26 protein-coding genes are annotated in these 23,030 nt (G+C 40.4%); 7 read left to right on the plus strand and 19 right to left on the minus strand.

Going from position 1 to position 23,030, the window contains the following annotated elements; translation table 11 throughout:
* Positions 1-75 precede the first annotated feature (75 nt).
* Together ACXAH2_RS13275 and ACXAH2_RS13280 are read left to right on the plus strand one after the other, a co-directional pair.
* The gene (locus ACXAH2_RS13275; protein WP_475079131.1) at positions 76-384 is read left to right on the plus strand and encodes a hypothetical protein; all 309 of its coding nucleotides are present in this window, start codon (positions 76-78) and stop codon (positions 382-384) included.
* A 36-nt stretch (positions 385-420) separates the two neighbouring features.
* On the plus strand, positions 421-1,011 hold the full coding sequence (locus ACXAH2_RS13280; protein ID WP_475079133.1) for a CBS domain-containing protein: 591 nt from the start codon (positions 421-423) through the stop codon (positions 1,009-1,011).
* Positions 1,012-1,035: 24 nt separating this feature from the next.
* On the opposite strand, the gene tusA is transcribed toward ACXAH2_RS13280, so the two are convergent.
* Together tusA and ACXAH2_RS13290 are read right to left on the minus strand one after the other, a co-directional pair.
* Entirely contained in the window at positions 1,036-1,269 is a 234-nt protein-coding gene (gene tusA, locus ACXAH2_RS13285) for a sulfurtransferase TusA (protein ID WP_475079135.1), read from the minus strand.
* 23 nt (positions 1,270-1,292) lie between these two features.
* Positions 1,293-1,877, minus strand: a complete 585-nt coding sequence (locus ACXAH2_RS13290; protein WP_475079137.1) for an alpha/beta family hydrolase — start codon at positions 1,875-1,877, stop codon at positions 1,293-1,295.
* Positions 1,878-2,004: 127 nt separating this feature from the next.
* Here ACXAH2_RS13290 and hemN point away from each other — a divergent pair, with 127 nt between their 5' ends.
* The 3 genes from hemN to ACXAH2_RS13305 are packed head-to-tail and all read left to right on the plus strand — an operon-like array spanning position 2,005 to position 4,726.
* On the plus strand, positions 2,005-3,375 hold the full coding sequence (hemN, locus tag ACXAH2_RS13295; RefSeq protein ID WP_475079139.1) for an oxygen-independent coproporphyrinogen III oxidase: 1,371 nt from the start codon (positions 2,005-2,007) through the stop codon (positions 3,373-3,375).
* 23 nt (positions 3,376-3,398) lie between these two features.
* The gene (gene fnr, locus ACXAH2_RS13300; protein ID WP_475079141.1) at positions 3,399-4,160 is read left to right on the plus strand and encodes a fumarate/nitrate reduction transcriptional regulator Fnr; all 762 of its coding nucleotides are present in this window, start codon (positions 3,399-3,401) and stop codon (positions 4,158-4,160) included.
* Between the two features lie 23 nt (positions 4,161-4,183).
* Entirely contained in the window at positions 4,184-4,726 is a 543-nt protein-coding gene (locus ACXAH2_RS13305; RefSeq protein WP_353668446.1) for an adenine phosphoribosyltransferase, read from the plus strand.
* Positions 4,727-4,810: 84 nt separating this feature from the next.
* Here the strand turns inward: ACXAH2_RS13305 and ACXAH2_RS13310 are convergent, their stop codons facing one another.
* The 4 genes from ACXAH2_RS13310 to ACXAH2_RS13325 form a co-directional block, all read right to left on the minus strand.
* Positions 4,811-5,383: a YfaZ family outer membrane protein gene (locus tag ACXAH2_RS13310; RefSeq protein WP_475079142.1), complete on the minus strand. Its 573-nt coding sequence runs from the start codon at positions 5,381-5,383 to the stop codon at positions 4,811-4,813.
* A gap of 10 nt (positions 5,384-5,393) precedes the next feature.
* Positions 5,394-6,233, minus strand: coding sequence for a tRNA 2-thiocytidine(32) synthetase TtcA (gene ttcA / locus ACXAH2_RS13315; protein WP_475079144.1), 840 nt, complete (start codon positions 6,231-6,233; stop codon positions 5,394-5,396).
* 121 nt (positions 6,234-6,354) lie between these two features.
* Complete coding sequence (locus ACXAH2_RS13320; protein ID WP_475079146.1) at positions 6,355-6,864, minus strand: SprT family zinc-dependent metalloprotease; 510 nt, start codon at positions 6,862-6,864, stop codon at positions 6,355-6,357.
* A complete protein-coding gene (locus ACXAH2_RS13325; RefSeq protein ID WP_475079147.1) occupies positions 6,861-8,618 on the minus strand; it encodes a RecQ family ATP-dependent DNA helicase in 1,758 nt (585 codons plus the stop codon). The genes ACXAH2_RS13320 and ACXAH2_RS13325 overlap by 4 nt, the downstream gene beginning before the upstream one ends.
* Before the next feature lie 94 nt (positions 8,619-8,712).
* Between ACXAH2_RS13325 and ACXAH2_RS13330 the strand changes: the two genes are divergently transcribed.
* Positions 8,713-9,360: a UPF0149 family protein gene (locus tag ACXAH2_RS13330; RefSeq protein WP_475079148.1), complete on the plus strand. Its 648-nt coding sequence runs from the start codon at positions 8,713-8,715 to the stop codon at positions 9,358-9,360.
* A 133-nt stretch (positions 9,361-9,493) separates the two neighbouring features.
* Here ACXAH2_RS13330 and ACXAH2_RS13335 read toward each other — a convergent pair whose 3' ends face one another.
* From ACXAH2_RS13335 to ACXAH2_RS13365, 7 genes are read right to left on the minus strand one after another with little or no spacing between them, the layout of a single operon-like run.
* Positions 9,494-10,633 (minus strand): SpoIIE family protein phosphatase, encoded by a 1,140-nt coding sequence (locus ACXAH2_RS13335; RefSeq protein ID WP_475079149.1) that lies wholly within the window; start codon positions 10,631-10,633, stop codon positions 9,494-9,496.
* A 9-nt stretch (positions 10,634-10,642) separates the two neighbouring features.
* Positions 10,643-10,945, minus strand: a complete 303-nt coding sequence (locus tag ACXAH2_RS13340) for an STAS domain-containing protein (RefSeq protein ID WP_475079150.1) — start codon at positions 10,943-10,945, stop codon at positions 10,643-10,645.
* Between the two features lie 23 nt (positions 10,946-10,968).
* Complete coding sequence (locus tag ACXAH2_RS13345; RefSeq protein WP_475079151.1) at positions 10,969-11,274, minus strand: BolA family protein; 306 nt, start codon at positions 11,272-11,274, stop codon at positions 10,969-10,971.
* 10 nt (positions 11,275-11,284) lie between these two features.
* Entirely contained in the window at positions 11,285-14,701 is a 3,417-nt protein-coding gene (locus ACXAH2_RS13350) for an SbcC/MukB-like Walker B domain-containing protein (RefSeq protein ID WP_475079152.1), read from the minus strand.
* A gap of 9 nt (positions 14,702-14,710) precedes the next feature.
* Positions 14,711-15,358 (minus strand): DUF4194 domain-containing protein, encoded by a 648-nt coding sequence (locus ACXAH2_RS13355; protein WP_475079153.1) that lies wholly within the window; start codon positions 15,356-15,358, stop codon positions 14,711-14,713.
* On the minus strand, positions 15,358-16,749 hold the full coding sequence (locus ACXAH2_RS13360; protein WP_475079154.1) for a Wadjet anti-phage system protein JetA family protein: 1,392 nt from the start codon (positions 16,747-16,749) through the stop codon (positions 15,358-15,360). Before ACXAH2_RS13360 ends, ACXAH2_RS13355 begins: the two co-directional genes overlap by 1 nt.
* Positions 16,750-16,788: 39 nt before the next feature.
* Positions 16,789-17,166, minus strand: a complete 378-nt coding sequence (locus ACXAH2_RS13365) for a sirohydrochlorin chelatase (RefSeq protein WP_475079155.1) — start codon at positions 17,164-17,166, stop codon at positions 16,789-16,791.
* Positions 17,167-17,455: 289 nt separating this feature from the next.
* Between ACXAH2_RS13365 and ACXAH2_RS13370 the strand changes: the two genes are divergently transcribed.
* Positions 17,456-18,367: a TIGR01777 family oxidoreductase gene (locus ACXAH2_RS13370; protein ID WP_475079156.1), complete on the plus strand. Its 912-nt coding sequence runs from the start codon at positions 17,456-17,458 to the stop codon at positions 18,365-18,367.
* 3 nt (positions 18,368-18,370) lie between these two features.
* On the opposite strand, the gene ACXAH2_RS13375 is transcribed toward ACXAH2_RS13370, so the two are convergent.
* The 6 genes from ACXAH2_RS13375 to ACXAH2_RS13400 all read right to left on the minus strand — a co-directional run bounded on the left by ACXAH2_RS13375 (position 18,371) and on the right by ACXAH2_RS13400 (position 22,996).
* Positions 18,371-18,880, minus strand: a complete 510-nt coding sequence (locus ACXAH2_RS13375) for a DNA topoisomerase family protein (RefSeq protein WP_475079157.1) — start codon at positions 18,878-18,880, stop codon at positions 18,371-18,373.
* Between the two features lie 29 nt (positions 18,881-18,909).
* Positions 18,910-19,275 carry a hypothetical protein gene (locus ACXAH2_RS13380; protein ID WP_475079159.1) on the minus strand — a complete coding sequence of 122 codons (366 nt, stop codon included), beginning with the start codon at positions 19,273-19,275 and terminating at the stop codon, positions 18,910-18,912.
* Between the two features lie 44 nt (positions 19,276-19,319).
* Positions 19,320-20,057 (minus strand): HAD family hydrolase, encoded by a 738-nt coding sequence (locus ACXAH2_RS13385; protein WP_475079160.1) that lies wholly within the window; start codon positions 20,055-20,057, stop codon positions 19,320-19,322.
* 1 nt (position 20,058) lies between these two features.
* On the minus strand, positions 20,059-21,048 hold the full coding sequence (gene hemH / locus ACXAH2_RS13390) for a ferrochelatase (RefSeq protein WP_475079161.1): 990 nt from the start codon (positions 21,046-21,048) through the stop codon (positions 20,059-20,061).
* Between the two features lie 102 nt (positions 21,049-21,150).
* Entirely contained in the window at positions 21,151-21,972 is an 822-nt protein-coding gene (locus ACXAH2_RS13395) for a hypothetical protein (RefSeq protein ID WP_475079162.1), read from the minus strand.
* An 88-nt stretch (positions 21,973-22,060) separates the two neighbouring features.
* Positions 22,061-22,996: a chemotaxis protein CheV gene (locus ACXAH2_RS13400; RefSeq protein ID WP_475079163.1), complete on the minus strand. Its 936-nt coding sequence runs from the start codon at positions 22,994-22,996 to the stop codon at positions 22,061-22,063.
* Between the last annotated feature and the right edge of the window lie 34 nt (positions 22,997-23,030).

Genomic DNA, 23,030 nt, shown 5'->3' on the forward strand with positions numbered 1-23,030 from the left:
CATCTTTACCAAATTACTGTGCTTTTTTGATTAACAGGCATATATTGAAAGTCTTGTTACTTTTGTAGGTGTGGGATGAAAACACAATTACTCATTATATTGGCTGTTCTGCTCTCGTCATTATTGACGGTGTCTCAGCGTGCTAATGCCAATGAAGTGAGTCAATTGCGTTGGATAGAGCCTACCATGGAACACGCTTTTACCGAGACCAACGTCGCTGATCAGGACATTAGCTCTGACAAAGACATAGGCATAAATCAAAATTTCTTGCCATCAACATACGTAAGAAAGATTAATCTCTACAATAGTCTGCAAGATTTACCTCCCCATCCTTACTTAACTCTAACCGAAGCCAGAGCACCGCCTAGCCATAGTCTCATCTAATTATTTTTATCTCTAATTGTATCGAGGAGCATGGCTATGAAAACCCTAACTTATGTATCTACAAAAGACGTAAATGAACTAACTTGGCCTGTAATGGCGGATAATACCAATCTGTACTCACCCGCTCTTACCGTATTTACGGATTTTACAACGGGTGGACCAAGAGTTATTGAATCTAATGTAAGAGCAGACGAACTGGTAAAATTAATGCGTAAAGAGCATGTACGTATGAAATTGGTGGTTGACGCTGACAATCATTTTATTGGTGTAATCAGTTTGGAGGATCTTTCTGAGGACATTTTCATTAAACAAGTCGCCGACGGTTACCAGCGCTCGGAATTATTGGTTGCCGATCTAATGCGCCCAAAGGAAAACTTACTGGCCTTGTCATATAAATCACTGGCGAACTCAGATATTGAATCCTTGTTGTTTAGTCAGCGTAATAATCAGTATCAACACTTATTGGTTATTGACGAAGCGAGCAAATCCATTCGAGGCTTAGTGTCTTCAAACGATGTGGCAAGGGAGTTGCGCTTGGATATCGACGTGTCATTCTCTAACTTTCAACAAATCTATAACATTGCCGTACAAGGTAATAAGAGTGATCAAAAACTCAGAGTGGCCTAATGGTTTGCACATGAAATAGGGGCGTTAAGCCCCCTTTTTTTCTATCCAATAATAATAGATGTCCTCGTGTTCTTCTTGCTGAACCAATTTGTGACCTAAAAATTGGCAGAACTTTGGAATGTCACGTGTGGTCGATGGGTCAGTTGCTATGACCTTCAGTATTTCTTTATCTGCTATTTTACGCATTTCCCCATGTAGCATCATCACGGGCTCAGGGCAAAGAAGTCCACTCGCATCAAGTAGAGCTTGGTGTTCCATTCAAAACCTCTTTTCATTTTTTACTAATTTTCTATTTGTGTTAACCAATCCAGTGTTACTTTAGTCAATTCGGCAATGACATCTTGTTGGCTGCGTTGGTATTTTTTTAACAATTTAAAATCATGGTCCGCGCCTTCGATCCAATGCATTTGTATCATGCTATTGAGTGTTTGTTGATTCACCCAAGCATAATTACCAAGTCCATCTCGTGTGCCTTGGATGATTAGGCAAGGTTTGGTTAGTCTCTCTAAAAAGGATAAACGATTTTTCTCAGGTTTACCTTGTGGGTAAAAGGGAAAGCCGTAACAAATAACGCCTTTTACATTGGGCAATTCAGTTAGCTGCGTTGCTACCCTACTCCCCATGGACTTACCTGCCAACACGCAATCACTACTGTTTTTAATATGTGCTTCTAATTCAGTCACCAAGGTCGGAAATCTTGGTGGTGGTCGTTTAATTGCATTGCTTTCCTGGATTTTCATATAGTCAAAGGTCATAGGCTCCACGGAGCATGTCAATTCCGCCTTTAACCCCATTCTTAATTGTTTGAGAAAATCGCTTTGGTGGCCCGCCCCTGCGCCATGGGTTAATACAAGTTTGGTTATCATAGAATGCCATAAAAGGTTCAATTATAAGGGGTTAATTCATTTCGGTCTAAGTCTATTGATCTAGGTCAGCTAACTGACTTTAAGCTAAGAGTACACTTGCTATTAGAAATTTTAATAGGAGCAAGTAATGATTTGGGATGATGCTCTAATCGCTAAGTATGACCTATCAGGGCCGCGATATACTTCCTATCCTACCGCGCCGCAATTTGACGCAAACATTGATAAAGTCGCTTTAATTACCAATATGATGGCGCCTTCTTGCGCCCCATTGAGTTTATATTTTCACATCCCTTTTTGTGCAAACCTTTGCTACTACTGTGCTTGTAATAAAATAGTCACCAAGCAATATGATAAAGGCTCTGATTATGTTGAGCTGTTGGGTGAAGAAATGCGCTTGAGAAGTCTGATGCTTGATAATCGTCGTGAAGTAACACAATTGCACTTTGGTGGCGGAACCCCTACCTTTTTGAACGCTCAACATTTTCGTACCTTATTTGCTCACATGCACGATAATTTTAATGTGCAGCAAGATGGGGGTCAGGATTTTAGCATTGAAATTGACCCTAGAGAAATCGATGGCGATAAGCTTACGGAATTAGTATCACTTGGTATTAATCGTATTAGTCTAGGTGTGCAAGATTTCGATCCCAAAGTACAACAGAGTATACATCGGGTTCAGTCTTATAATTTGGTCAAGGTATTAGTTAACAAGGCCCGTGAACTGGGTATTCAATCCATTAATTTTGATCTTATTTATGGTTTACCTTTTCAGTCCGTGTCTGGTTTTCAGAAAACATTAGATCATGTGATTAGATTATCACCTGATCGAATATCCTTGTTTAACTATGCGCATTTGCCTAATCGTTTTCGCTCTCAAAAACGTTTGCCAGAAGCACATTTGCCTCCCGCCAAAGAAAAACTGGCTATACTCAAGATGAGCATCAATTACTTGGTAGACGCAGGTTATGAATACATAGGCATGGATCATTTTGCCAAACCACAAGATGAACTCGCTAAAGCTCGTGATAGCGGATTGTTACATCGTAATTTTCAAGGCTACACAACGCACTCTGGTACAGATTTACTCGCCTTTGGTGTTTCTGGTATCAGCAGCATCAATGGAACTTACATGCAAAACCAATTGGAATTGAATGCCTATAAAAAAAGTATCGAAAACGGACAATTGGCCATCGCAAAGGGATATATCAGTAATAAGGATGATCGTATTCGTCATGATGTTATCATGACCTTACTGTCCCACTTTCAACTGAATTTTGACTTAATTGAGAAAAAACATAACATTAAATTTGTCGAATATTTCTCTGATGAGCTGGCAAGATTAGAACCCATTCTCGCAGATAATATGGTGCAATACTTTTCATCTCAAGGCAGAAATGGGATAAAAGTGACCGAACGAGGCAGATTGCTAATACGTTGTGTTTGTATGGTGTTCGATAAATATCTTAATGGTGCAATACAGTATTCAAAAGTTATCTAGATTCGTATCAGGGAGAACCAACAATGGCTATAACACACGCTCAGCCTAGATTCAGCAGTAAGCTTACTTCACAATGTCAGAATTGCAGTCTAAACGCATTATGCCTTCCTATTGCATTAGCTGATGAAGACATTAACCGACTTGATCAAATTATTGAACGTAAGCGTCCGCTTAAAAAAGGTGAATTTTTATTCCGTCAGGGAGATGCCTTTGACTCACTCTTTGCCGTTCGCTCAGGCACATTAAAAACGTACAAAATCACCTCTTTTGGCGAAGAGCAGATTACGGGTTTTTACTGCCCCAGTGAATTGTTGGGGTTAAGTGGTATTGACTCAAACAGTTACCCTGTGTCTGCAAAAGCATTAGAAACAACGACCGTATGTGAAATTCCGTTTGCGCATCTTGAAGAATTATCCAATCAAATTCCTTCATTAAAGCATCAAATTTTTCGCCTGATGAGCCGAAAAATTTCAGATGATCAACACATGATGGTGTTATTAGGTAAAAAGAATGCCGATGAAAAAGTCGCCTCTTTTTTATTGAATTTGTCTAATAGGTTTAAAAAGCGTGGCTATTCTGCGTCTGCATTTCGTCTGTCAATGTCTAGAGGCGAGATGGGCAATTATCTTGGTCTAGCGGTTGAGACAGTAAGCCGTGTCATGACACGCTTCCAGAAAAATGAATTGATCCATGTTGATGGTAAAGAAATTCAGATCGTTAATTTCGAAGCGATGCAAAAACTCATTGGCGTAGCGCCTGATTGTGATAAAATTGCACACTTTTGAATAATACAGAGGCAATTTTCGAGATGCTTTACGATGATTTTTACGTTAAATCTCTCATTCGAACCGTAGAAGACTGGCCAAAGGAAGGTATTAGTTTTCGTGATATCACCCCTATTTTCAGTGATCCTAAAGGCATGAGAATGGTTGTGGATGCGTATATTCATCGCTACATTGATTCTGATATCACCCATATAGCTTGCATTGACGCTCGCGGCTTCTTAATTGCTGCGGTGTTAGCTTATGAGTTACAAAAGCCTCTTATTCTGGTTCGTAAAAAAGGCAAATTACCAGGCAAGACCATTTCTCAAAAATACGCATTGGAATACGGTGAAGCTGAATTGGAAATTCAGCAAGGCTCGGTTAATTCTGGTGATCAAGTGCTATTGTTTGATGATTTGATAGCGACTGGTGGAACCCTATTTGCTGCTATCAAGCTTTTAACAGCTCAAGGTGCCAATATTAAAGAAGTGGCAGCCATTATAGATTTGCCGGATTTAGGCGGCAGTCAGAAATTGCGTGATACACAAGTTCCAGTGTTCAGCTTGTGCGCTTTTGATGGTGAATAAGATTTAAGTCTTATTTTCGATGAATTGAGCAGTATAAAAAAGTGGCTAACAGCCACTTTTTTATACTTAAACGATTATACTAGATTAAAATTCTACTTCAGCACCAACAGCAAAACCTTTATTTGCTTCTTCACGACTATTGTCTTCAAAAACAATAACGGTATTACCGTAGCGTACAAAAGCGCGCGCATTTCTCATGGTCATGTATTCTAATCGAAACTCATAAGTATACATGTGATCTAGATTCGTAAATGACAGCACTTCCGGCGCATAATAACCGGATCCATAGATAGCAACGCGATTGGCTGATTGCAACGTATAGCGGTACCAACCGCCAAGAGCTACCGCCGTATAAATATCGTCGTCGTCAGCCGTTCTGTCCGCATTAACGGCGTAAACTCGCGTGCCAATACTCACTTGCAGAGGACCATTACCACCCTCGGAATCTTGAACATTGAACCCCAAGTACCCTGCCGTAATATCTTCATCTTTATCATAGGAAACCCCGGCTCCAATACCAAAGGTACCCATATCCAAATTCACATCACCTTGAACCGTATCATTTGTTAAATGAACGGAAGCTGTCGAAGCAGCAGAGGCAATGGATGAGCCTAATAGACCTAGCGTTAGGAAAAGGGCTTTAAGGTTTAAATTCATTTCGCAAATCCTATAGTGAAATAATATTAAGTCGATCAAAAGCTGAGGGAGATTGCTTCAGCTCTTTAAAATTAAACAATTCTGTGTCTGCTAAGTGGGATGGTACAACATTTTGCATGGCAGTAAACATGGTATCAGTACGACCGGGGTACTCTCTCTCCCAATTTTGTAACATGTCTTTTACTACCTGTCTTTGTAAGTTTTCCTGTGAACCACACAAATTACAAGGAATGATAGGGAATTTTTTTAACTCAGCAAAGGCTTCTATGTCTTTTTCTTTACAATAAGCAAGAGGACGAATTACCAGGTGTTTGCCGTCGTCACTTAGCAATTTGGGGGGCATAGATTTTAATTTACCACCAAAAAACATATTCAAAAATAAGGTTTCTAAAATGTCATCACGATGATGACCAAGGGCAATTTTTGTCGCACCTATCTCTTCAGCGAAACCATACAAAGAACCACGACGTAAGCGTGAACATAAGCCGCAGGTTGTTTTACCCTCGGGCACAACCTCTTTAACGATACTATAGGTATCACGCTCTAAAATATGAAAATCCACACCCGTTTCTTCCAAATAAGCAGGTAAAATATGCTCTGGAAAGCCTGGTTGTTTTTGATCAAGGTTGACTGCAACAATTGAAAAATCAATAGGTGCACTGGCTTGAAGATTACGTAAAATCTCAAGCATAGTATAAGAGTCTTTGCCGCCAGATAAACACACCATGACCTTATCGCCTTCTTCAATCATATTGAAATCTGCGATGGCTTGGCCGGTCAATCTTCTAAGGCGTTTTTGAAGCTTATTCAGCTCCAATTTTTCTTTGGGACGATTTGATAGATCCATCATTCACACACTAAAAACAAAACATGTTTATTTTACTATAAGCCCATAAACATCGCATTAAAAATGCAACTCCAGAGTAAAATGTGCATAAAAATTCATGATTTATAAGTCAATTAACATAGCTTTAAATTTGATTAACAAATAAAAGCCTTTGTTGACAGGCCTTGCAGCGATATTCCGTTCCGCGCACGACCTTATTATGGCGACGGGCGGTAAATTCATGCTGTTGACACTGACAGGCGTATAAAAATCGTGTTTTAGGGGCTGGTACGTCAAAGTCATGTGTTCTATCCGGGGAGAGCCCAAAGACTTTTCTCATTACAGCTTGCCACTCTTTACCATGTGGACGAACATCAGAACCGTATATTTGATACACAATAATATGAGCCACCTCATGTGGCACAACTGTGCGAAGAAATTTTTCTGGTGACTGTCGATACATAAAGGCGTTAAAACGCATCTCGTTTTTTTGTAAATGAGCTGTGCCGGCAGCCTTGCCTCTTTGCTTTAGGTTACAAGAAGCACGCAAAAAAGTATGGCCAAAAAAAGCATCGGCACACTGAAAACAGTGTTCAACCGATGCTTCTAGTAAGGCTTGTTCATTTAGTGAGGTTGTGTTTTTTTGATGAGTCATTGCAATACTGATGTCGACTGGTCTTGATGTAATAATACCAAGAGTGATTCGGCAAAGTGATTAACCTCCTCAAGAGAAATCCCTACTAGACGACTTAATGAAGCCGCGTTTTTAGGTTTATGTTGGCATATCTTACGCAATTGCACATCTGATAAGGGCACGCATTTGCGATGCCGCCAAGCAGATATCTTATGCCAAGCTAGGTGCTCATGAGACAATTCTAATTCGTTTAATCTTGGGTAGTAGAAATCATTAGCAATAATAAGCTGTGCTTCACCTTTTAGCACTTGTCGTGCCTTTTCAGTTAGACGAACAAAAAACACCTGAGTATTTTCCAACTGAATGTATTCAAATGCCAAAAGATGGCGAATTACTGATTTCCATTGGACTTCAGACAATTCTTTTCCTTGACCAAATAAAGACAGCTTTTCCGCCTGAATTTCTTTTGTGACTTTGACTCGCTTGCCCAATAACACCTGAATCAAAGTAGAAAACGCTTGTGTTCCACGAGTGTGATAAATAAGTGACAGTAGTTTCTGCGCTGCTATCGTCACATTGTGTTCTTTTTGTTTGGCTTTACAACGATCACAATGGCCGCATTCTTCTATTTCTTCATCAAAATAAGCTAATAAACTTTGTTTGCGACAGTGGCGACTTTCAATAATGGCAAATAAGTCTCGTAGCCGTTGCCTTTCGGTAAGGTATTCTTGTGTCTCTAGGTTGATCAATTGCTGGGCTTTTATCATGTCCTGCAAGCCATAGAGTAATAAAGTTTTAGCAATTTGATTGTTACGCCCTGCGCGTCCAATTTCTTGATAATAAGATTCGGGTGAACTGGGTAAATCCATATGAATCACAAAACCGATATGCGGAAGGTCAATTCCCATTCCATAGGCAGTGGTTGCTACCATGATAGTACCAAGTTGTTCAGAAAAAATAGTATGGCTTTTATTTTTAGCCTCTTCCGTCATGGCAGCATGGTAATGAAGGCTATTAAAGCCAAGGTGGTTGAGCCATTGAGATAATTGTTCAGTGCTATTTCGTGAACGGCAGTATATGATGCCTGAAAGTCCAGCTACTTCGTGATGTAAAAAGTATAGAATTTGCTGCTTAGCCTGTTTTTTCTGAGCGACTTGCATCTGTATGTTTGGTCGATCAATACTGCCTTTTAGCAATAAGCTATTATGCAGATTAAGTGATTGATCAATGTTATTTAATGTGGTTTTATCGGCACTGCCTGTCAATGCTATGATAGGAGGGGTCGGAAAAAGCCGTTTAATTTGCCCTAATTGACGGTATTCTGGACGAAAATATCCACCCCATTGAGCGATACAATGCGCTTCGTCTATGGCAAATAGAGCTATCTCAACGCTTTGCAATAAGCCGATTACAGATGGTTGGATTAGCTTCTCTGGTGATAAATAAAGAAATTTAATGTGGTTATGTCGAATAGACCAAGTTAAATCGTCTTGCTCTCCAGGGTTTAGCGTTGAGTTTAAAAATCGTGCTTGTACTGCTTTAAGATTTAGAAATTCAACTTGCTGTTTCATTAAAGCAATTAACGGACTGACGATAACAGCAACCCCTTCTTTTGCCAAACCAGCCACTTGATACACTAAGGATTTTCCGCCACCAGTAGGTGCGGCCAGAACCACATCTCTATTATCAAGCAAGCTATCAATTGCTTCTTCTTGCAAGGGACGATATTCAGAGAAGCCTAGTTGCTCCAAGGCAGATTGTTTATTTGCAGTCATTTGCTCATTATCTCTGATTTGCAAAAAATCTGCATCGATTTTTCAGAGCCATTTCGCTAAAATTCCCAGCTAAATTAACATTAGGAATTCACACATGGCTCACCAACCTCTTGATGATCTTGAACTGGAAACATTAGAAGACTTTTTAGATTCTGATCTAGTTCATGAAGAATGCCAAAACTTTGTTATGGCACACGGCTTTCTGACAGCATTGTCAATTTGCCCCGTGAATATAAGCGAATCAAATTGGATGCCAGTGGTGTTTGAAGAAACTCCAGAATTTGAAAATGACAAACAACAACAGCAAATTATTCAGTATTTATCTCGTCTTTTCATTGATATTCAAAAAGAACTTGAGTCAGAAGAAGGCTTTCTGTTGCCATGTGCTATCGAAATGGGGACTTCTGCTGAAGAACTAAGTGAATTGCAAGAATGGGCCACAGGCTTCATGGAAGGTGTATTCATGACTGAAACTCAGTGGTTTGAATCAGAAAAAGAAGAAGTGGTCGCTGAGCTTTTACTTCCCATCATGGTTGCCTCCGATCTTTTTGATGACGATGAAGTCATTGAGATACGCTCTAGTGAAAAACTGACTATTTCTTGTATCGCTCAAATTCCGGAGGTGGTTACCGATTTATTTTTGGTATTACGTACTGAACCAGAGAAAAAGTCAGTAGTAAAAAATGCTCGCCACAAAGGTAATAAAAACAAATCTTCTAAGAAAAATAATCAGAGAAAATAGTTAAGGAAGGAAAAAAAGGCCTCTGACTACGGCAACCTGCTCCTGCGTTGCACTAATGCTTTACATCCATTAGGTGCTCCTTCGGGTCTTTCAGAGAAACGCCCTCTCTGTTTTATAAAAGGACTATCGATTGTTAAGGTCGCAGTGCAACCAAAGTAATATCATCCAGTTGTACCGCTTCTCCCAAATATTCTTCTAGATCATTTTCCATCTTATTTTGTGCAGCGGCAAGATTCTTGTCCTGATAATGTAGATTAATTAATTCATTGGTTTTCTTATCACCAAGCATTTGATTTTCGATGTTTTTTAATTCCACAACCCCATCTGACAATATCACTAGGGTGTCATCTGAATTAAGATGATTGGTCTTTAAGCTAGGGTCGAACTCACAAGTCGTCTGAACCCCCAGAGGCATATGACAAGATTGGATAAAATCCAATTCACCATTTTTTCGACGTATCACAGCATGAGGCATACCACCTCCCCAATAGCAAAAATTTCCATCAGGACTTAATAGTAATAAATAACCAGCGCAGAACATGTAATCCGGCAAAAGACTATGCAGGGTTTTATTAATACGAATGGCTAATTCACCAAGCTCAGTTAGATCATCTACAGCATCAAAAAAAGTTTGCATAACAGGTAATGCCCCTATTGATGCAGGTAAACCATGACCAGTAAAGTCACCGACGAAGACCAATCTAGAACCATCAGATCGTTTTTTAACAAGAGCCAAGTCACCATTGAAGCTGGCGGCCGAAATGCGCGTAATGGCAACTTGGTCAGAATTTTTCTCGCTGCGAGTTTGAATGTGATCGAGAACTTGATGAGCCATCTCATGTTCACGTTCAATCATGTCTTGGAAATAAGTAAGTGCTTTATTTTTCTTATACATCTCTTTAACCAATGCAACATGTCGCATATGAGTTTTAAGACGTATACTAAAGAGCATTTCATCAAATGGCTTAGGCAAGAAATCGTCAGCGCCAGAATGGAAACACTGATCCATAACCGATTCAGATGTGTGTGAGGCCAAAATAATCATGGGGACAAAGCGTGTACCGCTTAGTTTTTTTAGCTCTTTGACCAAATTCAAACCATTTCCCCCTTTGACTATCACATCCATAGTGACAATATCAGGTGAAAATTCTTTGAAGGTAGAAATGGCCTCAGTATAAGAACCCACTGTTATTACCTCGAGGCCCTCTTTCTGCGCGCAGAGAGTTAGTACCTCACGATAAACAGGTTCACTATCTATGCATAATAGTTTCATTCGTCCCTTTTACATGATCTTAAAGCGTTTATCAAAGCGAGAAATCATTAAAATGTTTTTAATAAAAGTGTTTGCGCCTTGTAATTCAATTTCCTGATGATCAGGGATGGCATTGCGCATACTGAGCAACATACCTAAAGCTGCACTGTCTAAATACTCGACCGAAGACATGTCGATTATGTAGCGATCAAATGATCCATTCAAGTCGGCATAAGCTTCACGAAAATCATTAAATAATGAAAAATCAAAGCTGCCGAATAGGCTAATGGTAACCACTTTTGTCTTATCGTCTTGAATAACACTAATACTCATTTTATTAGAGTAACGCTAGCCCGTTACTCACCTCCGTGACATTTTGGTGATAGCGGCGCATTTTCATTCCGCTTTTGCCATTCTTCTGTTGTATATGGATGCAGTGCGAGAGCGTGTATTAATTGCATTTCTTCATGCAGCACCGAGTAAATATCTTGATGTCTTTGCACCGCTCTCTTACCGACAAAATCATCAGACACCAGTATTAGCTTAAAATGCGATTCACTGTTCGGCGGCACATTATGCATATGACTTTCATTTAGCAAAGTCATATGATGAACAGCAAACGCCTCAGTCAAAACGCCTTCAATTTGTTGCTGTATCTTCATGCATTACTCATTAAGCTAGGGTTAATAAATTTTCAGATTGCCCATTAAGCAAAACTTGGCCCTTTTCTTTAGGATACGCCACATCAATTGACACCGCACCCCCTTCACGCCATACACTGATAATGGTATCCATATTGGCCGCCATAACGGCACGTTTGTCGTCAGGTGCTGCGGCAATAACTTGTAAGCCAATGTCTTTCATGAAGCCCATACAAGTCGAGGTTTTCACCATATCAATCTTATTGAAAGCTTCATCAAACATAGCCAATGAGAAGCCCCCTACAATATCGCCATCCATGGTTTCATGTAAGCGATAAGTAGTCGACAAAGCGGCGGCGATGGCTAAATAAAACGGGATTTGGTGCTCACCGCCCGACCCTGTTTGGATACGCTGGCTCAATGTCGTCTTCTTATTGCCTTCATTATCTAAGATATCGACTTCAAAGTTATAAAATTTACGGTAATCCGCCAAATCTTGTTGCTTTTCTTCATCTGAGATCAACTCTTGAATAGCTTCGATTGCGCGAGCATGTTCAGGGTCATCGCTCATTTGAGGGTCAAATAAGCCTCCAACATTGGCTTGATCTTGTACGCTAAAGCGTTCAACCAAGTCCAGAATGTCTTTCATGTCACCGTTAGGGTAGTAACGGAACTGGTAAATCTCTTGGTTAAACGGGCGGCGTTTCAAACTGTGGTTTAATTCACGAATAATGTGTGCTACTTGATCCAGCGAGTCTTTCAACTTGGATACGTAATCTGAACGGAAGGTCTCTTCTGCTTCACGGCGTGCAATTTCCGCTCGTTTAGCGTACTTAGCCAATTCTGTTTCGCTTAACACATCAATCTGATAAGACACGTAGTGCTCGAACTCTTCAAACTTAGACTCTAAATAATCGAGTTGATTATCATCATCTAAGTTTGCTTGATGGTATTTGGCATAATGATCAGCCACTTCTTTACGCACTTTTTGATCAAAGTTACGTGCTTTTTCACTGGCCTTTTCAGCACGACTGATGGCCTCTTTATAAATTGCCGCACCATGAACCATGCTATTTTCGAGTAAAGCATAACGTTCACTGGCAAATTCTGCATCGTATTTAGGATTCGATGTCAGCTTAGTACGTTCTTCATCTAAGGCAGCAAGCGCAGTACTCAACTGAGTTTTTTGGGTGTTTAAGGCGCCAAATTGTTCAGAGATTTGCTGGCGTTCACGATCCAATTTTTTCTGTTCTAACTCGACATTGGTGATACGTGACTTTAATTCTTCGATGCGTTCTTGTAAGTCAGTGTCATCATGCTCTTGTAACTGATTGATTTCAGCATTAACGCTTTCCAGTTCTTGTCCTAGACGTGTAACCGCGTGACTGGCATTGCCCAAGGTATCGAGGTCAAATTGGTTATTTGCAATGACTCGACCTAGCAAAGAGTCCGCTTGCTCCAAACGTTGATCTGACTTAAGTAAGTCCGCTAATTCATTACTGAGACTTCTTAATTGCTGTTCACGGGACTCGCGCATCCCTTCCGTATTGATGCCCACCATCATATGAGGCACAGAGCGTATGGTCGAAATCGTACCAGAAAGCTTTAACATACCATCCGCAGTCATTGCGCTGTCTTCACGTAACAATTCACGTTCTGTTTCTACCGGCTTAATGCCGCCAAGACGGCGATTCAAATAGGCTTGAGCATGATCATTATTACAACGAATGAATTTTAGTGCAGAATTACGGTCACCTCGGTTTAGCCATAGGCGGGTCTGAGTGGTATCCACAACACGACAGCCCATTAATTGACGACGATGGGCTCGAAAAATACGAATTGCTTCTTCTGCGTCTTCGGGTTCAACAATCAGAGCCTCACGCTGAGCCCCTAAATACCCTTCAATGGCATCTTGCCACTTGAGCTCAGTTACCTCTGCTAAGTGACTAAGTGGTGTAGCTGTGATATTAGCTTCTTTCAATAAAGCAATTAGACGCTTGGTGTTTTGCGATAATGGACTGATGCCCCCTTTCAAAGATGACACATCAGATTCTAATTGCCTGCACTCGTCCTTCAAGTTGAGGATACTACGGTTCAATTCAGAACGCTGTCCAAATACCAAGGATTTTTCTTTATCTAACGCTTCGTTTAACGCGGCTAGTTTTTGCGTTAGAGGTTTAAGACTGCCCGAAATACGGCCATCTTCCGAGATGATTTCTTCTAACTGGTTGAGTTCTTTTGCCAACTCTAATGTGTCATTGGATACCAGTTCACTAAAGTTATTTAGGGCTTTTAGCAGAACGGCTAATTGACGCAATTGTAATATGGATTTTTGATCTTGCTGACCTTGCAGTTCAATCAGCTTTTTATTTTGTTCAAGTTGTTGAAGCTTTAAACCCACGTCAGAATGTTCATATTGTTGTTCGAGTCTAAGCAACTGAGATTGCAGTTGTTTTAACAAACTGGACTGGGTTGCCAGTTCTTCTTCAATTTCTTCTTCACGCTCTTTTTGTAAATCGTACTGATCCTGAATGTCATCTTGTTTACTACCAAGCTCGTCAAAACGCGCTTCTGTGGCAATCCATTGATAGTTAATGGCATTTTGATCGTGTTGATGTTTTTTCTCACAATCTTGTTGGATCAGTTTCAGGTCATCAATGCGTTTAGACACTTCAAGGGTTTTTGCTTCAAGCTGGCGATATTCGTTCAAAGATTTTTGATATGCACCAACTTGTAATGGCGCTTCTGCTAACACAAAATCCTGCACAAATCGTGTTGGCGAGGCAATTGGCACAAACTTCAACGCGTTCTTAAAGTTTTTCAAGAAACCATCAATGGTAATTAATTGATCCGCACTTGGGCTAAGCTCTTCTAAATATCGGTTAATGTATTGTGTAGCAGACGCACTACCCGATTTTATGTATGGGTCTAGACAAACTTTCTTTAAGGCTTCGCGAACTTCAATCCAAGGTTTGGCTTGATAGCTTTTGCCCTGCATAGGGTCAATGAAATCGGTTTTTCTCGCGCCGAAGTTTGGTAATACAAAACGGCCCAATACATCTTCTTCGGGGGAAGCTAATGAAGCACTTAATGTTAACCCAACAGTAGATTCTTTTCCGGTCACACTGTCCTCAAATACCAAGGCCAGATAACAAGTTGCATCCTGTCTTGGTTCTGTGCCAAACATTTTTGCATTGGTTTGGCCAGAATCAATCATTCCCAAAATATAGGAACGAATACTACGTCCACTTGCTTTGCCATCATTTGCGCTGGCATTGTAGTTCAAATGACGCTTACTGGCGCCGGTTAGCACGGTCTGAATTGCATCTAACAAGGAAGATTTACCAGAACCGGTAGGACCAATAATCGCCGTATTACCACGAATACTAATTTCTTCTGCGCCAAGCAGGTACCAATTTACTAAAACAATTCGATTTAACTTTTTCATTTTCAGGCCCTAGTCTTGGTTGATTTCAGATGTGGTTTCAACATCGCTTTCAGTGCTTTCCATGTCATCCTCATCAGGGTCTGTTCCATTAAAAGACTCTAACTGCCTTAGATAAGCTTCAGTTACAATCAAACGCACCACAGGTGTGATGTTGATAATTTGATTTTTGCTGTCTTCTTCGTATGTCTTTCCGCGTATGATCACACCATGGCGGCTAAAAAGAGATAAGATATCTTTAAAGCGTGTTTCACTGGGAATTTCACGTTTTACTAGGTGAACAAAGCGATCCAAAATTGTGTGGGTATTGGTAGCGACGAAACCGTTGTCAACTTCAAAGTTTTCCACTTTTTCTTCATAAATTTGTCGCAATACGAGTAGAAACAGTGTCTCGTCTGTTTTTAATCGTACAAAGGCTTCTCGTTGAATGGGTAATACGCCAGCTAAACGCTCATTTTCATTGATATAGAGTTTCATGCCCAGAGCATCAAATAGACGATCAAAATACTCTTGGTAAGACTCCAATAGTAAGTAATGCTTACGTTGTCCATGTTTATATGCGCTGGCAAATTGATTAGCAATGACATAGTTAGCAGTCTGTTGGAATTCTTGCGCATCCTTTCCTGACTCTTCAACGACTTTTTTTAATTCTCTCAGCATTACGCTTCGCTCCTACGTACAACATTGAACTCTCGGCATTCAACGAAATCATGAACATCTAAATATTGATCGGTAAAGTGAATTTCAAACACATCTTCCAGTTTCTTTGAGTTGACCCCCAACGAACCTATGTAGCGTAAATGGTCAAAGCATACAAAGTCTTCAACAGAGTTAATGGTGAATTCCAAAACATGTTTTTCTTTTTCCGACGCCATTTGTTTCTCTAAGTAAGTTTGCATCTTAGCAACCGTTACTTGACGCGCTTCATGAAAACGACGTTGTTGATCGCGGAATTTAATTGCATCCGCTGACACTTCAGCGGGTGTCATTATTCGCGGCGGTGGTGGCTCTCGACGCTTGGTAGGCTGTGCAGCAGAAGACATGCCAACAAATTTTGCGCCAATCACTTGTTTTAAGCTAGGCAAACGATCGTATTCAGCCACATCGCTTATTATCCCCGCGATTTTTGTCGCCATACCAGGTCGAGAACTGTCCATATATCGCGCCGTATCAGCCGCACGTTTCTCAAGTCGATAGCGATACTCATCAATACGTTCAAGGCGCTGTTCAATATTGCTAAAGGTTTGCAAAATATCACGGCAATCTCTCTCAACCATGACTTGTGCTTCGGCCATAGTGATGACTTGTTGATCAACATAACATTGGGCTACTTGCCCCAACGTCGTTGGATTAGAGAGGAAGTCCTGTGTAAGTTCTAGGATTTGACGACGAAAACGGAACGGATTGTTGCTGGTCTTAATGGTTTTATAATCGGCAATCAAGATGCCTTCTACAAATAATTCAAAAAAACCAGACACTATGGCCTTAGGATCTCGGCTAGCAAACAGTTCTCGCTGTAAACTGCGTATCCCTAGAAGAATTTGGTTCAAGTGCGCAGAGAATTCACGCGCAGCTTCTGCAGATTGTCTTAAGGTAACACCACGTTCTTTAGGATGTTTCGCTACGGCTTCAAGATTGCTTAAGATGCTTAGCACCGTTGCGCCATAATTGCGTTTACCATGACTGCTGATTTCAACCAAAGAACGTAACAGCATGGAGATTTGAGGTGTCATCAACACACTAACGCGATACAGTTCTTGCTCTTCTACTAGCCAGCCGGTATTGACTAAACGATGGTATATGCGTAATGCATAGTCGTGAATTGTCTTAGGTGAATCAAAGGACTCTTTTTGATCCTCATGCCATGACAGAGTATCCAATTTATGAAGAGTATCTTCTATCGACTCTATGATAGTGGATTTGTCTTTAATAGGATCCTCAGCATGATCATAGAAAACATCCGCTAAATCAGTGAGTACCGCCTCGACAAGAACCTTATTCGAACCGCTTAATGCCTGAAAGATTTCATCTGGCAAATGACTAAACAGCATGGCATTGGCTCCATGTCATCACTAAAAACAATTGCATTCTTATTCCTTACCTAAGTATCCAGCTATTACGCTTTCCATGGCTTGTTTTACTATGTCATCGTCACCGACTGGCGGCAATAACACGATATTTCGCTGTTCTGATTGAAGCTTGTCTATTTGTGCAGGTACGTCGGAACGCAAATGACGTCCAACGGCTAAAAATAACGGCAGAACTGCTACTGATGTTACCTCAGGGGCGAGAGAATGAACGACGTCTTCTAAAGACGGCGTTGTCAATTCCATATAAGCCAAACTGGTATTGTCTTCGCCATACAGTGCAGTAACGCGTTGATGCAGGGTTTCGAAAGGTTCTTTCCAAAGAGGGTCAGGACTTCCGTGTGCAAGAAGAATGATATGATCGTATTCTTTGCGTTGCATTATCTTACCTAATAAATCGAACTAACGACCATTTTAGCCATCCTATTCAAGAAAAAGAAGGTGCCACGTAAAAAAACGTTAAAAAGCTGAAAAAGGATAGCAATGAGCTCATCTAAACTTGTGCTCAAAAAAAGATAACTTCTTAATTAGAAAAGGAATGTTTAAAGAGGTAAAACAAGTGCCTTGCTCTAGAAAGGTACAAAAACATTTCTGTTTTAATATGATCCAGTTTCCATTTTGATGCGTTTCTACTAAATTTTAAGATGTGCAAAGAGAAAAGGCGGCAAAGATGAATATTCTGATCACAGGCGCGACAGGTTTCATAGGACAATCACTTCTGGAAGAACTGATTAGAACGAATGCCAACATTTATGCTTTAGTACGCAAGAAGTCCAAAAAACTCTCTGACCAGGTAAAGCAGATCGATTTCTCAGCTTTATCTCAATTGGATTTTACTTTTGATGTTTTTATTAATCTGGCAGGGGAAAACATTGCCGCTAAACGTTGGACCCGAAAACGTAAAGAAGCTCTAATCAACAGTCGTGTCAATCTTACCCATCGTGTGTTTGATTTACTTCATCATGTACCAAAAACCATTATATCTATGTCTGCTGTTGGTTATTACGGGCCAAGTAATCAAGTGAACTTAGATGAAAACAGTCCTACACACCCCGGCTTTGCTCATGAACTTTGTGATTTATGGGAGCAAGCAGTGACCAGCCATGCTAATGATGACACACGATTCGTTATTCTTAGACTGGGTGTGGTGCTAGGCGATGGTGGAGCATTAGCAAAATTACGTTTGCCATTTCGTTTAGGTCTAGGGGGACCGATTGGTAGCGGCAAGCAATGGTTTAACTGGGTTCATATTGAAGATGTGAAAAAGTGCATTTTAAAAGCGATAGAAGACGCAAACTTCCGTGGGGTTTATAACTTGGTCGCCCCGAATAATGTGACACAGGAAGAATTTGCCAGACATTATGCAAAAGGATTAAATCGACCCAGTCTGTTATGGACTCCTTCATTTGTTCTGCAAATGATCTTCGGTGAAATGTCGACATTACTAACGTTAGGCCCAAAGGTATTGCCATTTCACTTACAGCAACAAGGCTATGAATTTACCTACCCAGATTTAGTGCCGGCATTAGAAGACATTGAGGAAAGTCATAATGCCTACCAGCAAGAGCTTCATGTGAAATAAGATTCATCGTTTCTTACGTAATACCGGCAACCCTTTGTCATCGTTTAAAGTATTGGTGCAGTTGGGATAGGTAATACAGCCCCAAAAGTACCCCTGCTTACTTTTTTTACGAACCAAATAGTGGCCGCAAACACGACAGGGGTACTTTTTAGTAACTGAAGGAACGCCATTGTCATCTTCTACCGTCACCTTACAGTCTGGGTAATTTGAACAGCCCCAAAACACATTGTCTTTAAATTGCTTTCGCCGTAACGGGGATTGGCAAGCAGGACAAAGATAGCGCTTTGCCCTAACAGGTATGCCGTCTTCATCATTAGCGGTGTAATCACAGCTTGGATAGGCTTCACAACCCCAGAATATACCATTTGATCCATTGCGTTTTTGCAGATAGCTTTGACACTTCGGACAACGGTAACGAACCTGAGCAGCGGTTATGTGCGCGTCATCTTGCTGCAGAAATTCTTCTTCCCAATGGTTATTTGGAGGATGGGTTGTATCCTTATTTTGAGCCATGTTTATCGATTACACCAATTTGATAACAACTAATCCTTAAAACAAAGAACAGAATCTTGCTGGCACTGCCCTTCTTTCTTTTGAAATACATTACGGACTTTGTCCACTCCTTGACGTGCAAGATCGGCTGTCTCTGATCCTACCAATTTAATGGACTGCCAAATGTTAGAACCTATATCAGCGGCCTTGTCACGCGTCATGGAGCCATGATGAATAATGTTATCTCCCATATCACTCGCGATATTTGAGGCTTCATCCGCGAATTCCTCTGCCGATTTTTGGATTTTATTCCACTTCTCTGCAGCACTCTCTTGCGTTCGGTCAAAACTGGATGCCGCCGCCAAAGATGAGGTTACAAGTAGAATTAAGGATAAGACTATGAGTATTTTTTTCATCATTATTACCTAGTAAACAGAAAAAAGGCTGCAACCAATTTCATTTAAACGGCGGCGAAAGAAATCGATTCTTGTTGATTGATAAAAGTCAAAATGTCTCTAACATCTTTCACTTGAATCAAATTGTCATATTCAGCAAGCTTTTTTTCATCCACTTGTTCATGAGCCCATGTGCTGTGATAAGGAATATGTATAGCTTGACACCCAATATCCAACACTGGCAGCACGTCAGATTTTAATGAATTGCCTATCATTAAGAATTCTTCTTTTTTAATCTGATGGCGAAGCAAAATCGATTCATAGGTGTCAGCCGTTTTATCACTGACAATTTCTATAGCATCAAAGTATTCAACAATCCCTGAACGTGCTAATTTGCTTTCTTGGTCTAATAAATCCCCTTTGGTAATGACAAATAATTTATGCTCTTTCTTTAGTGCTTTCAATACAGTTTCAATATTGGGTAACACTTCAACCGGCATAGCAACCATGCATTTGGCTAAGGCAATAATTTCATGGATTTCACTGCCAAGAATTCGACCTTCCGTCAGCTCTATTGCCGTTTCTATCATAGATAAGGTAAAGCCTTTAATACCATAACCAAAATGTTCGAGATTTCTAACTTGTACTTCAGCCAAGTGTTCGCGAACATAAAATTCATCATGATATGGTGACAACAAATGAATGAACTCATCTTGCGCATTCATAAAAATTTCTTCATTTCGCCATAAGGTGTCATCCGCATCAAAAGCTATGAATTTGAAAGCTTGACGATTTTTAGTCATGTTAGGTCCAATTTTTAATGTGTTCTTCAATTAAGCTCATATATAAGGCAATTTGATCCGCGCTGTCATTCAACGCTGGAATATAATCAAATGCGATGCCACCATGCTGTTTAAATTCGTCTCCCAATTCCAGTGTGATTTCTTCCAAAGTCTCGATGCAATCGATTGAAAACGCAGGACTGATAACATTAATTTTCTTAATGTCCATTTCAGGCATGGCTCGTAAGGTTTCATCAGCATAGGGTTTTAACCACTCTTCACGACCAAAGCGTGATTGGTAAACATGGGTCCAATCTTGATCGTCCAGTTCTAATTCTTCAGCAACTAAACGACTGGTCAATTCACAACGACGCTGATAAGGGTCACCTTTACCGACATAACGCTTAGGAATTCCATGATAAGAAAAGACCAGATGACGTCTTTCTCCTTGCAATTCCCATTGCGCTCTCACCGAATTTGCTAAGGCAGTGATATACAATGGATGATCTGCGTAATCTTCCAGCAAATGCAATTCAGGCCAATGTGGACAGGATTTTAATGAACGCATTAGACGATCGTATGCAGCTGCGGTTGTCGTGGAGGAAAATTGTGGATACATAGGCAGTACTAGAATTTTATTGGCCCCCTGTTCACGCAAGTTTTGAGCTGCCTTTTCAACACTAGGGTTGCCATAAGTCATGGCCAATTCAATGGCAACCGGCATAGGAAATTCTTCTGCTAGCTGTATCTTTAGCTTGTCTTTTAATCTTTGGCTCAATACCAATAAAGGCGACCCATCGTCCATCCATACTTGCTGATAGACCTTAGACACTTTAGGAGGCCTTATGGTAAGAATGACAAGATTTAGGATAGGTTTCCAAAGTAATGGGCTTAGATCCACAACCCGGCGATCAGATAAGAATTCTCTCAAATAGCGCCTTACCGCCGCTGTTTCTGGGGCATCTGGCGTACCAAGGTTTATCATTAAAACGCCAATGTTATTTTTTTTCATGGAATCAAACCCTTTTGAAAATCCTTGTTTATTATAGGTCAAGAGTAAATTTATAAGGTGTAAAAACACGCTATTTTACAGTCAAATAATTTTATCTACTTGCTAAAACCAAATACGTATCAAACAGATAAATAGATACAGAATGATACAAAATGAAATGAATTTTTTTTCAAAATTATTAATTGTCCAAGCTGGTAAACAAGCTGCAACAAAAAGTCCGACGGCCAGACTCATCGAAATAGGCAAACACACTAAGCCTGCAAACCAATCCTTTGGCACATTTGCGTCAATGAAAATGGGTTGTACTGCAGGGAAAACAAATCCTATCATTGCCGCAAAACAAATAAACACACTTAGTCCATTTTGATTGTCTGACTGATGTGAGTCAGTTTCATCAAGGACCCTGTTCGAGACAGTATGACAATCATCAGCGGAAAGAACGGCACCAGTACCTAATACCATTCCTAATGGCAGAGGTTTTACTGACCTAATCCATGTCATAACGGATGAATGTAATCTGACACTTCCCCTGAGATGACAAACTAGTATATAGGATCGTATCAAGAGTAAAGAAAAAAGAAATACTGTCAAAACCATGATCAGTACCTTGTAGGGTAATATGCTCACTAATTGCGCTCCAACGACAGCCCCCATGGAAATGCCAGGCGCGTATTTAAAAACCAGTGTTTGAAGCTCTCCATGGCGCCATGTTTTTAACCAATCATAGAGACACAAAGGCAAACAGGCTACCAGCACACTGGCTAATAAATAGGGATAAAAGCTTGCCAGGTTAATGCCGAGTGCGGGTAAGAAGAAATAAGCACAAGTAAGACTTAGAATAGACCGTGAGATAGGTGTGTAACGATTAATAACGCCCGTCATGACACCAATCAAAAAAAACAATACCAGAAGTTTAATGATCATTAAATAAGGCTAAATGAGATGATAGACAAGAGAGTAAAAGTCATATTAAACAGATTGAGAGGGCCAAAAGCCCTCTCATCATGACATCTTACTCTCGATAGACAACGCTGCGGATACGGTCTTGAATTAAGGTCGCCAATTTGTCAGGTTGGAATTTTGATAAAAAGTCATCACACCCTACCTTTTGCACCATGGCTTTATTGAAGCTACCGCTTAAGGAGGTATGCAGCACAATGTACAAATCTTTAAGACGCGCATCTTCACGAACTTCCCTGGTCAATCGATAACCATCCATTTCTGGCATCTCAGCGTCTGTAATCATCATTAAGAGCTTATCTGGGACAGCCTCACCTTCGTCAGCCCACTTTTTTAATTTCTCCAGGCCACGCTTACCATCTGTTGCGGTATGCACAGTAATGCCCATAAAATCCAATGTTGAACGACATTGGGCCAAACCAACAGAGGAATCATCGACTACTAAGACTTCTAGGCCTTTAGCCAAAGCAAGAAGATCATCATCAATGACTTCATCACTTACCGTACTGTCATAAGGTGAAATTTCTGCCAAGACTTTTTCTACGTCTATGATTTCAACAATGCGATCGTTTACACGCGTAATAGCAGTTAAATAATGCTGACGACCTGCTCCATCTGGTGGTGGCAAAATCTCATTCCAGTTCATATTGATAATGCGATCAACCTCACCCACCATAAAACCTTGTACTGTATTGTTGTACTCAGTAACAATAAGATTGCAAGATTCATTTCGCTCGATAGGTTTCATACCAATGGATTCAGACAAATCAATGACAGGAATGGTTCGATTACGGAAATGTGTCACTCCAGCCACAGAAGGATGACGATGTGGCATCAAGTTGAGTTTTGGTAACTGTACGACTTCTTGAACCTTAAAGACATTAATTGCAAACATTTGCATTCCGCCAAGTCGGAACATTAGCAACTCTAGCCGGTTCTCACCTACCAGTTTAGTTCTTTGGTCTACAGCGTCTAACATGCTCGCCATACATCACTCCACAGAATTTTCTAATTAAGGCGTT

This window comes from Marinomonas sp. ABL3_031 (assembly GCF_056161265.1).